This is a genomic window from Pseudomonas sp. W2Aug9 (assembly GCF_023127755.1).
GTDB classification, from domain to species: domain Bacteria; phylum Pseudomonadota; class Gammaproteobacteria; order Pseudomonadales; family Pseudomonadaceae; genus Aquipseudomonas; species Aquipseudomonas synxantha_A.
In genome coordinates, this window is record NZ_SPKL01000035.1 from 118,191 (window position 1) to 133,985 (window position 15,795).

General features: G+C 62.0%; 2 protein-coding genes. Both read right to left on the reverse strand.

All coding sequences use genetic code 11. From position 1 onward, the window contains the following. Positions 1 to 5: 5 nt before the first annotated feature. Entirely contained in the window at positions 6 to 2,702 is a 2,697-nt protein-coding gene (locus tag E3O56_RS21300) for a hypothetical protein (RefSeq protein WP_148852718.1), read from the reverse strand. A gap of 166 nt (positions 2,703 to 2,868) precedes the next feature. Next, the gene (locus E3O56_RS21305; RefSeq protein WP_248128961.1) at positions 2,869 to 15,765 is read right to left on the reverse strand and encodes a non-ribosomal peptide synthetase; all 12,897 of its coding nucleotides are present in this window, start codon (positions 15,763 to 15,765) and stop codon (positions 2,869 to 2,871) included. Positions 15,766 to 15,795 lie beyond the last annotated feature (30 nt).

The following is a 15,795-nucleotide window of genomic DNA, read 5'->3' on the forward strand; positions in this document are numbered from 1 at the left end:
CAAGGTCATGCGTCCTCGATCAAAAGGTCCGTCATCGCGAAATCATTACCGCTAGCTCCCGAAGCGAGGTGAGACACAACTTGCATCTGCATCGACGAGCTGGAAGCGACGAAGACCCCCTCTATTCTTTTCCACGCCATGGCTGTGAACAGCGTTGCCGCAGTAACGGCACCTGCATTCGTACGTAGCGACAACTGTGGGAACGGGGCAGCCCCGTTATAAGTACAGCCAAGCATACTGAAGCGATAACTACGCCCCACCTCAAGCCCAGTCACATTTTTGTATAGAATGACGCCAGCGGTGCCTGAACTGGCAGTACCGTTGGCGATGCAAGACTTTCCAAAAAACGAGGCGTATCTGTTTTCCCCCTGAGAGGCCGCCCCATCGAGCCAACCATTCCGACTGCCGCCTGTAAACGATGTGAAATCCCGGTACTCAGAACGGAAAATCAACCTTAACGATGGGAACATGACCTCGTAACCTTGGTCAGAACGCGGGTTGGGCCTGGCAAAAAATGTAAACGTCAGCGCAGAGTTATTCTTCAAAACCGCCAAGTCAGATCGCTTCACGATATCTGATAATCCTGCGCTGGTATCTGTCACTGGCTTTTTCAGATACACATCAAAGGCGTAGAGACCACCGTTTTGTCGAGTGCCTTCCGCCCGCATCCTGCCTTTCTGCTGCAGCAGGATAAACCACCACTTCTCTACGTCGATATCAGCGTTGCCGGCAAACGCACTTAGGTTCAGAACACCATCCTGAGTAGCGACCGGTGTCGCTTGCCGTACCACAGGAGTCGGTAAACGGTGGGGCACGAGGACTTTCAACAGCAGACTTTCGGACGTTTTAATCCCACAGCGGGTGGTCACTGTGTATTTGATTTCCACGGAGCTACCGATGGAAGCAATCACCGCTGGCGCTGGCAAACGGAAGGTGACAGAGCCTGTTCTGTCACCGGTTTGAGGATCCAACGGCCAACAATTGTCTTCATCATCCTTCCAGCAAAGCTCGATGGTTTGCCTGTCGCTCATACGTAGATAACTCACCACCACGTCTACGCCATCTCGCGCATTCCAGGGTTCCAATTCATCACCCTCAGCCTTGTCGACTTCGGGCGTGGGCAGCACCAGGTCTTCCTGGACGATATGGAAAGTCGCCGCCGGAGCCTCGATAGCTTCTGATCGGTCAGAGGCCTCGCAGAAACTCACGGCAAAATGCAGTTCAAAATCACTGCAATCAGCCAGTTGTTGCAGCTTGTCTCTCGAGATAAACGTCTCAACACCTTTATTCTTCCAGTCCTCAGTAACAGGCGCCTTCGTCAAAATTTCCGATTGGTAGCTACTTCCGTCCTCATGTTCACCGGTGATCCACATCCAGCAGAACGTTGAGCATGTGGCATAGTCGCCAATATGAACAAACGCCGATGCGTCCTCATCGAAAATATTGAGGTTAACCTTGCCGTGAGTGGCCTCTGCAATTTCCGACTTGGAAAGTCTAGGCTTCAGCACATCGACCACCCGCTCCGGCGACTGAGGCTCTGGACCCATCAGATTAGGAAATTGAACGGTATAGCTCAGCGTCATCGGCTTATTAAAGAAACAAGCAATCACACAGCGCGGTAACTTGACGGACGCCGGGTCCCCATCGCTTTCAATATCCACACAACCCAGTAACTTCGATCCGTAGCCGGGACCGCTTACGTAGAAGCAGATCTGATCACCGGCATAAGTGTCCAGCTCCGGCGCATCTATATCTCCCCCATTTTTAGTGAGCTCCGGATTGAGGCACCACTTATCATCGAAAAACGCAGACTGCCGCAAATGGGGAGGCAGCAAATTCTCCAGGCCTTGATCCCCAATGAAAGCAGCGGTACGACGATGTTGGATTTGAAGAGCGTTCCTGGGAAGACGGGTCTCTTCATCAGGGTTTTCAACTTCAGCCGGCGGTTGGGGCTCCTCGCCACTGGTGATCCAGGCAGCCTGACAAGTAATTGATTCGTAACGTGGCTTTTGACGTGCCAGCCAACCACGAGGAATCGGAAATTCAAGTTTTTCGCCTGATGCTATATCTTCGAGCGTTAATGCATACCCGTAAGCCACGATATAGAAAACGGGTTTTCCACTGAATTGCTCAATAACGACACTGCAATAAATTTTATCTCCAACCTGGGCAAGTGGAGGAATAGGTATTTCAACTATCTCATCGCCTTTGTGATCGTGCATGTCATAGGTTGGCGTATTTTGGAATATCTTTTCATCTCTTAATCGAGGCGCTAGCGCTTTACTTTGTTCTGCAGAGTAAAAAGTCACCCCCACTTCCTTGGTCAGTGAAACGGCTGGTTTACCGCTCACTGTGCCCTCGTACCATACGATCAGCGTGTACCCCATGGACGTGGTCAGGTATTTCTGAGGAATCAGGATTTCCCTGGCACCCGGCTGCCCGCTTGAGTCAACAACATCATTCAAGCGGATCTCTGGCGCCTCCTTTATGCTGAACTTTACGGTAATGTCCAACCTGTCCATGCGCGAGTCGACAGTCAGGTATGAGTCCTTCTCCATCGCTTCTGCCGTAATCGTCCCGTACAGCTCACTGGAGATGATGGGCGCGTCGACTTCTAGCGCCTGCGGCTGTGGCGTAATTGAAGGCGTTGACGCATTGTCGGTATTTGAGGGGGTTTCAGGAATGGATGTTTGCTTGGCCACTTTCAGAACTCCGTGTTCAAGAGAGGTAGGTATCCTCGACCAGCCCAGTCCGGCCAAGGCACTCCCTTAAGTGAGTCCTATTTTTTCGCCCCCGCCTACTGTCAGAATTGACAGTTCGCGCTAAAAAAACGGCGCTGCCCGACCAACGGACAGCGCCCTTTGCGCCTTAGAGCCCCTCCAACTCCGCCATCAAATCACTCAACCGATCCACCTTCTCGGCACTGATTTCATTGGCGGCCAACCCGTGGATATACGCGGCCAACTCCGCCACCGTGCTGCACTCGAACATCGCCCGCAGCGGCACATCGCGCTGCAACGTCTTCTGCACCCGCGAAGCGATCTGCGTAGCCAGCAGCGAGTGCCCACCCAGTTCGAAGAAATTGTCCTGCACCCCTACCCGCTCGACTTTCAGCACTTCGGCCCAGATAGCCGTCAACGTGGCTTCCAGTTCAGTGCGCGGCGCCACATAGTCCTGGCTGTGCAACTGGCCGATCTCCAGGGCCGGCAGGGCCTTGCGGTCGAGTTTGCCGTTGGCATTCAGGGGCAGGCGATCAAGCCATAGCCAATGCAGCGGCACCATGTATTCGGGCAGTTCGGCACGCAGGCGTTGCTTGATGCGCTCCAAGTGTTCGCTCGGGTCCAGCGTGGCGTCGGCAGCCACCAGGTAGCCAACCAGATGTTTGCCATTGACGCCCTCTTGCACACCCACCGCCGCGTCGCGCACCTGCGGTTGCTCGTGCAGGCGCGCTTCGATTTCACCCAGTTCGATGCGGTAGCCGCGAATCTTCACCTGGTGGTCAATACGACCGACATACTCCAGCACACCATCGCTGCGACGCCGCGCCAGGTCGCCGGTACGGTAGAGGCGCTCGCCGGGCGCGCCAAAGGGGTTGGGTACAAACACCTGGGCGGTGCGCAGCGGATCGCTGACGTAGCCGCGACCGACACCGGTGCCGGCGACGCACAATTCGCCGACAGCTCCTTGTGGCACCAACTCCAAGGCGCCATCGAGCAGGTACAAACGGTTGTTGTCGGTCGGCGTACCAATCGGCAGGTAAGTGCCACGGGTCGAGGCCAGGTCGACGCGGAAGAACGCCACATCATCCGAGCACTCCGCCGGGCCATAAGCGTTAACCAGACCAATCTGCGGATAGCGCAGTAACCACTGGTGCGCCAGTTCCGGAGGCATTGCCTCACCCGTCGGCAACATCCAGCGCAAACCATCCAGGCCGATACGCTCCTGGGCCAACATGCCCTGGATCAGCGACGGCACACTCTCCAGCACAGTGATGCCCTGTGCTTGAACGTGCGCCAGCAACCCCTGCGGATCATGGGCAATGGTGTTCGGCACAATATCTACCCGCGCACCAAACAGAGGCGCGGCGAGGAACTGCCAGACGGAAATATCAAAGCTTTGCGAAGCGGTCTGGGCGATCACATCCGCGTCGCTCAGCCCCAGATACGGCACCTTGCTCAACTGGTTATTGAGCATCCCGCGCTGTTCGACCATCACGCCCTTGGGCAAGCCGGTGGAGCCCGAGGTATAGATCACGTAGGCGAGGTTGTCCGGGCCGCTATAGAAGCCTGGGTTATCGCCACGGGCAGGGATTTCCTCCCACACCAGCAGTTGGCAATCGACCCCTTCGAGCAGTTCGATGGCCTGTTCCCGGCACGCCTCGGTGCACACCAGCAAGGGCGTGCGGCTCAGGTCGATGATGCGGCTCAGGCGCGGACCCGGCAGCCCCGGATCCAGCGGCAGGTAGCCGGCACCGGCCTTGAAGCTGCCGATGATCATGCCCAGCAGGTCCAACCCACGTTCAGCCAGCAACGCCACCGGTTGGTCCAGGCCCACACCCGCCGCAATCAGCGCGTGGCCCAGGCCATTGCTGCGGCGGTTCAGCTCGTCATAGCTCCATTGCTGGTCGAGGCAACTGGCGGCGATACGCTGCGGATGCTGCGCCACCTGTTGCTCGAACAACTCGATGTAGCTGCGCTCCAGCGGGTAGGCATGTGCGCTCTGGTTACAGCCTTCCACCAGGAATTCACGTTCCTGCTCGCCAATCAGCGGCAAATCAGCCATGTCGCCATGGAAGCCTTGCACCAGCGCCAGCAGCAGGCGCTTGAACTCACTGAGCATGCCTTGCACGGTGCTTTCGTCGAAGTAGCGCTGGTCGTAGGACAGGTGCAAACCAAGGTCATCCCCTGGATAACACACGGCTGTCAGTGGGAAGTTGGTGTGGGTGCGCCCGGAATCGGACGTGGCATTCAGGCTTTGCGCACGGTCCAGCACCGAGACTTCCACCGGGGCGTTTTCGAACACAAACAGGCTGTCGAACAACGGCTGGCCCTTGGGCAATTCGCTGTGCTCCTGGATGGTCACCAGCGGCAGGTATTCGTACTCGCGCAGCTGCATATTGCTGTCGAGCAAACCGCTCAACCACTGGCGCACGCTGCAAGGCTGGCCGTCCTCGGGCAGTTTCACCCGCAGTGCGATGCTGTTGATAAACAGGCCGACGGTACGTTGCATCTCAGGCATCTCTACCGGGCGCCCGGCCACCGTGACACCGAACAACACATCGCGATCGCCACTCAAGCGACGCAGCACCAATGCCCATGCCGCCTGGGCAAAGGTGTTGACGGTGAGCTGGTGCGCCTGCGCCAGTTCACGCAGTTGCGCACCGTCACGGGCATCGAGGCGGGTGTAGCAGTCGCCCACCACCATGCCGCCGCTGCCGCCGGCATGTTCGCGCAGGAACGGGCGATCGCTCGGGATCGGCGTGGTGCGTTCGAAGCCTTGCAGGTTTTGTTGCCACCACTGGCGCGCTTCATTGAGGTTCTGGCGTTGCAGCCAGGCGATGTAGTCGCGGTAGCGCGGCGGCGTCGCCAGTTGCGCGTCGCGACCCTCGCCCAGGGCCATGTAGATATCGAAGAAGTCATTCATCAACAGCGAACGGCACCATGCATCGATGAGGATGTGGTGGTTGCTCATCATGAACCAGTAACGTGCCTCCCCCACGCGGATCAGGCGCAAGTGGAACGGGGCCTGGTTGAGCAGATCGAATCCTGCTTCACGCTCGGCCTTGAGCAACGCTTGCAGGCGCGGTTCCTGCTCATCCTGCGGCTCGGCGCTCCAGTCCAGGTATTCAATCGGCGTGCTGCCGGGCTTGTGGATCACTTGCAGCATGTCTTCGCCGACGTTCCAGCAGAACGAGGCGCGCAAGGCTTCATGGCGGGCGATCACCGTTTGCCAGGCCTGGGCGAAACGCTCGGGGTCCAGGGCACTGTTGATGCGGTAACGGTCCTGCATGTAATACAGGCCGGTGCCCGGTTCCAGCAAGGTATGCAGCAACAGGCCCTCTTGCATCGGGGTCAGCGGATAGACGTCTTCGATGGCGCTGGCCGGAACCGGCAAGGCATCCAGTTGCGCCTGGGTCAGGTGCGCCAAGGGGAAATCGGACGGTGTGAGGCCACCGGCATCGTCCTGCAGGCAATGGGCGATCAGGCTGCGCAGTTCGGCCAGGTAGGCGTCGGCCAGATTGCGGATGGTGTGCGCATCGTGGCGCTCACGGCTGAAGGTCCAGCGCAGCACCAGCTCACCGCCGTAGACCTGGCTGTCGACACTCAGCTCATTGGGCAGCGGTGCGTCCGGATCATGGGCCAGGCCGGCGGACTCATCCAGCGGGTGGAACAGCGCCTCGGCGCCAAAGCTCTGGTCGAACTGACCGAGGTAGTTGAAGGTGATGTCGGCGCCTGGCAATGCCGCCATGCTGCGTTTGCACAGGTCGTCCGCCAGGTAGCGCAGCACGCCGTAGCCCAAGCCCTTGTGCGGCACGCCGCGCAGTTGCTCCTTGATCGCCTTGATCGAGGCGCCCTGCTCGGCCAGCGGGGTCAGACGCAACGGGTAGGCGCTGGTGAACCAACCGACGCTGCGCGTCAGGTCGATCTCATCGAACAACGGTTCGCGGCCGTGGCCTTCCAGCTGAATCAAAGCCGAGTCGTGGCCGCTCCAGCGGCACAGCACGCGGGCCAGGGCCGTCAACAACAAGTCGTTGACCTGGGTGCGGTAGGCGCTCGGCGCTTGCTGCAACAGTTGGCGCGTGGTCTCTGCGTCCAGGCGCACGCTGACCGTCTCGGCGTCACGATTGCGCAAGCTGCCTTGCGCGCGTGCCACCGGCAGTGTCACGGCCGGGCCGGCCAACTGGTCCGGCCACAGGCTTAACTCTTCGCGCAGGGATTCGCTGCCGGCGTACGCCTGCAAACGCGCGGCCCAATCGCGCAACGCGCTGGTCTTGGCCGGCAGGCTGACAGACTGGCCGTCACTGAGTTGGCGATAAACGTTTTGCAGATCCTCCAGCAATACACGCCACGACACGCCATCGACCACCAGGTGATGGATCGCGATCAGCAAGCGCTGCTGGCCCTGCGGCCCGTCCACCAGCAACGCACGCAACAGCGGCCCGTGCTCAAGGTCGAGGCTGCGCTGGGTATCGGTGAACAGCGCGGTGCATTGCTCCATGTCGCGCACCTGCGCCTGCATCAGCACGCCGCCTTCCGGCACGGCCAGGTGTTCGGCATGCCACTGCGCGTCGCGCCGGGTGAAGCTCAGGCGCAGCGCGTCGTGATGTTCCAGCACCGCCAGCAACGCTTGCTCCAGGCGATGGGGGTCGAGCAGTTGCAATGGCTTGAGCACCAGCGCCTGGTTCCAGTGCTGGCGCGCCGTAATATCGGTGTCGAAGAACCAATGCTGGATCGGCGTAAGCCCAGAGCTGCCGGTCAATACACCTTGCTCGGCGGTGACCTGCTGCGAACGGGTGGCGACAGCGGCCAGGGTTTGCACGGTCTGGTGCTGGAACAGGTCACGGGGGCTGAAATGGATCCCGGCCTGGCGCGCCCGGCTGACCACCTGGATCGACAGGATCGAGTCACCGCCCAGCTCAAAGAAGTTATCGTCGAGGCCGACTTGCTGCACATTCAACACCGCGCACCAGATGGCGGCCAGGCTGTGTTCCAGCTCACTGCGGGGCGCCACGTAGGCTTGGCGATTGGCCTCAGGGTCCGGCTCAGGCAAGGCGCGGCGGTCGAGCTTGCCGTTGGCGGTCAGCGGCATACTGTCCAGCACGATCAAATGCGCAGGCACCATGTAGTCCGGCAGTTGCGCCTTGAGGTGCGCCTTCAGCGCCTCGCGCAAGGCGACAGGGTCGGCATCGCTGACCAGGTACGCCACCAGTTGCTTGCCGCTCGGTGCATCCAGGGCCAGCACTACCGCTTCGCGCACGGCGGCATGTTCGAGCAAGCGCGTTTCAATCTCGCCCAACTCGATACGGAAACCGCGAATCTTCACCTGGTGGTCGATACGCCCCAGGTATTCCACCAGGCCATCGGCGCGTTGGCGCACCAGGTCGCCGGTGCGGTACAGGCGCCCGCCCTTGGCGGCAAACGGATCGGCGACAAACCGCTCCGCCGTCATCCCTGGCCGGCGGTGGTAGCCCTGGGCCAGGCCGGCACCGCCGATATACAACTCACCACTGGCGCCTTGGGGCACCAGCGCCAGGTCGGCGTCGAGAATGTAGGCCACGCGCTCACCGATGATGCTGCCAATCGGCACGCTGCCGGCGCCCTCCTCCAACTGCTGCGGCGCCAGGCTGGCCAGCGGCATCACCACGGTTTCGGTGGGGCCATAGGCGTTGAAGAACACCTCAGGCATGAACGCCGCACGAATACGTTGCAGGTGCTCGCCGGTCAAGGCTTCGCCACCGGTGATGCACATGCGCACCGGCAAGGTCTGCTGCCGGGTCGCCAGCCACTGCGCCAACTGGCTGCCATAGCTGGGGGTAAAGCCAAGGACATTGATGCGATGGGTACGAATCAGCGCGCAGATTTCTTCGGCATCCCACTGGCCCTGGGCGCGCAATACCACGTGGGCACCGCTGAGCAGCGGCACCAGCAAACGCTCGGTGGCGGCGTCGAAGTTGATCGAATAAAAGTGCAGCTCGCAGTCATCCGGACGCATACCGAACCGTTCGATCACCGCCTGACAATGCATGGCGATTTCACCGTGGGACACCACCACGCCCTTGGGCTTGCCAGTGGAGCCGGAGGTATAGATCAGGTACGCCTGGTGTTGCGCCAGGCTCACAAACGGCAGCGCATCGGCAGGGTAATTCTCTAGCACCGGCAGGTCGTCTTCCAGGCACCAGCACGCCACGGTCGTCGGTAATTCGCCGAGGGCTTCGAACATCGCCGCATCGCTGAGCAGCAGGCCGATGTCGCTGTCCTCGATCATGTAATGCAGGCGGTCCAACGGGTATTCCGGGTCCAGCGGCACATAGGCGCCACCGGCCTTGAGGATCGCCAGCAGGCCGATGACCATTTCCAGCGAGCGCGGCAGTGCCAGGCCGACCCGTACCTGCGGGCCCACCCCGCGCTCGCGCAGCATCCAGGCCAGGCGGTTGGCGCGGGCGTCCAGCTCTGCATAAGTGAGGGTCATACCGGCAAAGGTCAGCGCTGGGGCATCGGCACGCTGGCTGGCTTGATGGCTGAACAGCTGATGGATGCATTGGTCGAGGCGATGCTCGCCCTTCTCAACCCCGAGGCTGTCCTGCAATGCGCGCTGTTCATCTGCGCTCAACAACGGCAATTCGCTGAGACGCTGCTGCGGGTTGGCGATCAAGGCGTGCAACAGGTTGCGCCAATGTTCGGCCATGCGCGCAATGCGCGGTTCATCAAACAGGTCGGTGCTGTAGGTCAGGCAGCAACCCAGGCGATGGTCGAGGTCGGTGACTTCCAGGTTAAGGTCGAACTTGGTCGCCCGCGCATCGTTGGCCAGGTACTCGACGGTCATGCCCGCCAGTTGGCGGCTCTGCTGGAACTCCCAGCGCTGCACGTTGCACATCACCTGGAACAGTGGGTTATACGCGGCACTTCGCGCCGGTTGCAGGGCTTCCACCAGATGATCGAACGGCAGGTCCTGGTGAGACTGGCCCTCGATCACCGTATGACGGACTTGCTCGAACAGCTGGGCGACACTCATCTGCCCATCGAGCTGGCAACGCAGCACCTGGGTGTTGAGGAACGCGCCGATCAGCCCTTCGCTTTCCGGACGAATGCGGTTGGCGACCGGCGCGCCGATGCGCAGGTCGGTCTGGCCGCTGTAGCGGTAGAGCAACACGGCCAGGGTGGCGGTCATGGTCATGAACAGCGTGAGGCCACGCTCGGCATTGAAGGCGCGCACGCGGGCGGCCAACTCATCGCTCAGGTCAAAGCGGTACAGCTCGCCCTGGTGGCTTTGTACCGCAGGCCGTGGGCGATCACCGGGCAGTTCCAGCAGAGGATGTTCAGTGCCCAGTTGCGCGGTCCAGTAATCCAGCTGGCGTTGGCGCTCGCCGGACTCCAGCCACTGGCGCTGCCACACGCTGTAGTCGAGGTACTGCACCGGCAGCGGCACCAGCGGCGAATCGCGTTCGTCGATAAAAGCTTCGTACAAGGCGCTGAGTTCACGGGCAAAGATGTCCATGGCCCAGCCTTCGGTGACGATATGGTGCAGGGTCAGCACCAGGTAGTGTTCCTGCTCGCCGGCCTTGACCAGGCAGGCCCGCAGCAGCGGCCCGGTTTCCAGGTTGAACGGCGTGTGCGCTTCTTGATCCGCCAGTTGCTGCAAACCCAGCTGGCGTTCAGCTTCACTAAGCGCTGAGAAATCCTGCCAGTCCATGCGTACGCCGGTCTGCGGTGCGACCTTCTGGCGCGCCACGCCGTCGACGCTCGGGAAGGTGGTACGCAGGGTTTCGTGACGCATGATCAATGCCTGCAACGCCGCCTCGAAACGTTGCACATCCAGCACGCCGCGCAGGCGCGCCATGCCGCCGACGTTGTAGGCCGGGCTGTCCGGTTCCATCTGCCAGAGGAACCACATGCGCTGCTGGGAATAGGACAACGGCACCGGCGCGCTGCGGTCGACCTTGGCGATTGCGCTTTGTTGGTTGCGCTGCCCCGCCGCCTGGATCAGCCCGACCTGCTCGACAAAGGCGCCCAACTCACTGGCTTCGAACAGGGTGCGCAACGGCAGTTCGACGTCACACGCCTGGCGGGTGCGCGAGATAATTTGTGTGGCCAGCAACGAGTGCCCGCCCAAGGCGAAGAAGTCATCGCGCAGGCCAATGCGCGGCAGGCCCAAGACCTCGCGCCAGATCGCGGCGATTTGCAGCTGCAAAGGCCTGTGCGGTTCGACGTGTTCGCGGGCTTGCCAGACCGGCTCGGGCAAGGCGCGCCGGTCGAGCTTGCCGCTGGGGCTCAGGGGCATGGCGTCCAGGCGCATCAGCAGCGCGGGCACCATGTATTCCGGCAATTGGGCGGCTAGGGCGGTTTTGACCTGTTGCTCATCCAGTTCGGTGTGGGCGGTGTAATAGCCGATCAACTGCGCGTCGCGCACCAGCACCACGGCTTGGGCGATACCGTCCTGGGCCAGCAGGCGTGCTTCGATTTCTTCCGGTTCCACCCGGAACCCACGCAGTTTGACCTGCTGGTCCAGGCGCCCGAGGTATTCAAGCACGCCATCGGCACTCCAGCGCGCCCGGTCACCGGTGCGATACAGGCGTGCGCCCGCCTCGCCCAACGGGTCCGCAACAAAGCGTTCAGCAGTCAGCCCGGCACGACCAAGATAACCACGCGCCAGGCCGATGCCGCCGATGCACAACTCGCCCGGCACCCCGGCCGGCAGCGGGTTGAGCTGCTCGTCGAGCACGCGGCAGATCACATTGCCCAACGGCCGACCAATCGGCGAGCGCTCACCATCGGTGGCGGAACAATGCCAATGAGTAACGTTGATTGCGGTTTCGGTCGGGCCATAACGGTTGTGCAACTGCACTGCCGGCAACTGCGCCAACACGCGGTTGCGCAACTCGGCGGGCAAGGCTTCGCCGCCGGAGAACATACGGCGCAGGCTGGTGCATTCGGCTGCCAGCGGTTCATCGATAAACAGCTGTAACAACGGTGGCACAAAGTGCAGCGTGGTCACGCCATGTTCCTGCACCAACTGCGCGATGCGGTGCGGGTCGCGGTGTTCACCCGACCCCGCGAGCACCAGGCGGCAACCGGTGATCAGCGGCCAGAAACACTCCCACACCGACACGTCGAAACTGATCGGCGCCTTTTGCATCAGCACATCGGTTTCATTCAATTGATAGGTGGCCTGCATCCACTGCAAACGCTCGGCCAGCGCGCCATGGGTGTTGCCCACGCCTTTGGGCAGGCCGGTGGATCCGGAGGTGTAGATCACATAGGCGAGGTTATCGGCGTGCAGGTGCAAGCCTGGCGCTTGGGTCGGCCAATTGTCGAGGTGCAGGCTGTCCATGGCGATCACGCACACGCCTTCGGCAGTCGGCAACTGCTCCAGCAACGCGGTTTGGGTCAGCAGCAGGTGTACGCCACTGTCCTTGAGCATGTAGGCCAGGCGCTCGGCAGGGTAATCCGGATCGAGCGGCACGTAGGCGCCACCGGCCTTGATGATGGCCAGCAGGCCGATCAGCAGTTGCGGCGAACGCTCGGCGGCGATGGCCACACACACGTCCGGGCCGACGCCTTTGTCGCGCAGGTAGTGAGCCAGGCGGTTGGCCTGGGTATGCAGTTGGGCGAAGGTCAGGCTGCCGTGCTGCCAGACCAGCGCAGTGGCGTCCGAATTCTGTTGGCTGAGCAACTCAGGCAACCACTGCCGGGCCGGCTCGCAGGGCGCTTCGCCCCAGGGTTGCTGCTGGCCGGGCGGCATCAACGGCAGGTCGCCGATGGCCTGTTGCGGTTGATCGCAGACCGCTTGCAACACGCTGACGTAGTGCTCGGCCAGGCGCTGGATAGTCGCGCTTTCGAACAGCTCATCGGCGTAGTCGAACGACAGGCTGAAGCGCCCGTTGCGGTCTTCTTCGCTATGCAGTTGCAGGTCGAACTTGGCTTCGCGGCTGTGCCATGGCAGTTCATCGGCCAACAGCCCCGGCAAGCGGCGCAAGGCACTCAGGTCACGTTGCTGGTGGTTGAACATCACCTGGAACAGGCCCTGTTCACGGGCCTGGGGGAAGGCTTCCAGCAATTGTTCGAAGGGCAAGTCCTGATGGGCCTGGGCCCCCAACGCACTGTGGCGGGTGGCGGCCAGCAGTTGGTCGAACGGCAGGCGCCCGTCCAGCTCGGCACGCAGTACCAGGGTGTTGATAAAGAAACCGATCAGGCCCTGGGTTTCCTGGCGCGGGCGGTTGGCATTGGGCACGCCGATGCGAATATCGCGCTGGCCGCTGTAGCGATGAAGCAAGGTCTGGAACGCCGCCAGCAACAGCATGAACGGGGTCGACTCATGAGCCTGGGCGGTTTGGCGAATCGCGGCGCTGAGGCGTGTATCCAGACGCAGACTGTGGCGCGAGGCGCTGTGCCGATGCTGGGCCGAACGCGGATGATCGGTGGCCAGGTTCAAGGCCGGATGCTCCTCACCCAACTGCGCCGTCCAGTACGCCAGCTGGCGCGAGCCTTCGCCTTCGGCCAGCCATTGGCGCTGCCAGCTGCCGTAGTCGGCGTAGTGCAGGGCCAGCGGCGGCAGCTCAAGGGGCTGGCCCTGGACGGCAGCGGCGTATAGGCGCGAGAACTCGTCGATCAGGATATTCAGCGACCAGCCGTCGGCAATGATGTGGTGCAGCGTCACCAGCAGTTGGTGGTCTTCATCGTCCAGGCGCACCAGGGTGACCCACAGCAGCGGGCCTTTCTCCAGGTCGAACTGGGTACGCGCTTCATCTTCGCGAATCTGCTGCGCACGCGCTTGGCGCTCGGCAGCGGGCAAGTCACTGAGGTCGATGACTTGCAGCGCAAAATCCGTCGCGGCCTCGACACGCTGAAAGCCCTGACCATCGCGCTCGTAAAAGCGCGTACGCAGGGCTTCGTGGCGTTGGATCAGTTGCTGGAAGCTTGCGCGCAACGCCTCTTCATCCAGCTCGCCACGCAGGTGCAAGGCGCCGGGAATGGTGTAGGCGCTGCTGTGCGGGTCCAACTGCCAGGTGATCCACAGGCGGTTCTGTGCCAGAGACTGGGGCAGCTCTTCCTGGCGCGACAACGCGTGAATCACGCCCTGGGCAACGCCGCCGTCCTGTTGCAATTGCGCCACGCCCGCCGCAAAGGCAGACAGCGTCGGTGCTTCGAACAGCAGGCGCAGGTTCAGTTCCAGGCCCAGGGTTTCACGCAGGCGGGCGACCACTTGGGTGGCGCTGATGGAGTTGCCACCCAGCAGGAAGAAATGGTCATCGGCGGCCACGCTGGGCAGTTGCAGTTGCTCGCACCAGATCGCCGCGATCTGTTGTTGCACATCAGACGCCAGCGCCGCCCCGCTCGCAGCCTCTTGTACTCCGGGGTATTGCGCATAGCTATCGAGGCTGCCATCGGCGTGGCGAATCGCACAGGCTGCGCGCTGTACCTTACCGCTGGACGTCTTCGGCAGCGCACCGGGGTTAAGCAGCACCACCACGCTCGGGGCTTGCTGGCAGGACTCGGCCACCGCTTGGCGGATCGCTTTGATCAGTGCTTCTGGCGGCAGGATTTTCTGCACGCTGCGGCTGATTTCCGCAGCAATGCCGATGCCCTCCAGGCCCTGGTCATTCACGGCAAAGGCGGCGACGCGACCTTTGCGCACCACCTCCACTTCACGCTCGATGGTCTGTTCAATGTCCTGGGGGTAGAGGTTGTGGCCGCGCACGATCAGCAGGTCTTTGAGGCGACCGGTGATATACACCTCGCCGTCGCGGATGAAACCCAGGTCACCGGTGCGCAACCAGGTGCGGCCGGCGTGCTGAACGAAGGTCTTGGCGCTGGCTTCGGGGTTGCGCCAGTAACCGTGGGCGATACTCGGCCCCGTGGCCCAGAGTTCGCCGACACAGTTGTCGGCAAGCTCGGTGAGGGTATGCGGGTCGGCGATCAGCACAGCGTGGTCCGGCTGGCTGGTGCCGCAACTCATGATCGCACTGCCCTGGCCCGGTTCGGCACGGTTGGCGGCCAGCGCTTGCTCGTCCATGTGCATCGCGGGAATCCCGCAACCACGGGTGCCGCCGGCAACAAACAGGGTCGCTTCGGCCAAACCGTAGGAGGCGAAGAAGTTGTTCGGAGTGAAACCGCAGACGGCGAATTTTTCCGCGAAGCGCTCCAGGGTATCGAGGCGAATCGGCTCGGAGCCGGAATAGGCCACGCGCCAGCGGCTCAAATCCAGGCGTTCGAGGGCCGACTCGCTGACCCGCTCGCTGCACAGGCGGTAGGCGAAATCCGGACCGCCACTGATGGTGCCGCCGTATTCGCTGATCGCTTCCAGCCAACGCAACGGTCGGCCGAGAAAATAGGCCGGCGACATCAACACACAGGGCACGCCGCTGAAAATCGGTTGCAGCAAACCACCGATCAGGCCCATGTCGTGATACAGCGGCAACCAGCTGACGATCACATCATCGGGGTTGAGGTCGATACCGAAGCCACGACGGATCAGCACTTCGTTGGCCACCAGGTTGCCATGGCTGACTTGCACGCCCTTGGGCAAGGCGGTGGAGCCCGAGGTGTATTGCAGGAAGGCGATGTCGTCGGCCTGCAACCGGGGCTCGACCCAGTGCTCGGCAAGCTGCGCCTCCAGGGTGTCCACGCTCAGGACCGGCGGCGCATTTTCAATCTGCGCCAGATCCTCGCTGAGGCTGGCAATCGTCAACAACAGGCGCGGCTCGGCATCGCTGATGATCGACAGCAGGCGCTCCTGGTGATGGCGGCGCGTGGACTCCGGCGGATACGCCGGCACCGCGATCACCCCGGCGTACAGGCACCCAAAGAACGCTGCGACGTAGTCCGGGCCGCTGGGGAACAGCAGCACCGCCCGTTCGCCCAGGCCGGCATTGGCTTGCAAGGCGGCGGCGATGGTGCGGGCGCGTTGGTCCAGGTCGCGGTAGCTGAGTACCACACTGTGCTCGGCGCTGTCGGCGAGGAAGCGCAACGCGACCTGATCCGGTGTCTGCGCAGCGCGGCGTTGAAGGGACTGGGCCAGGGTGCGGGGGAGTTCGAAGGCGTCCATCATGGGGTTCCTGCCTGAAATCGGCTTACGGGA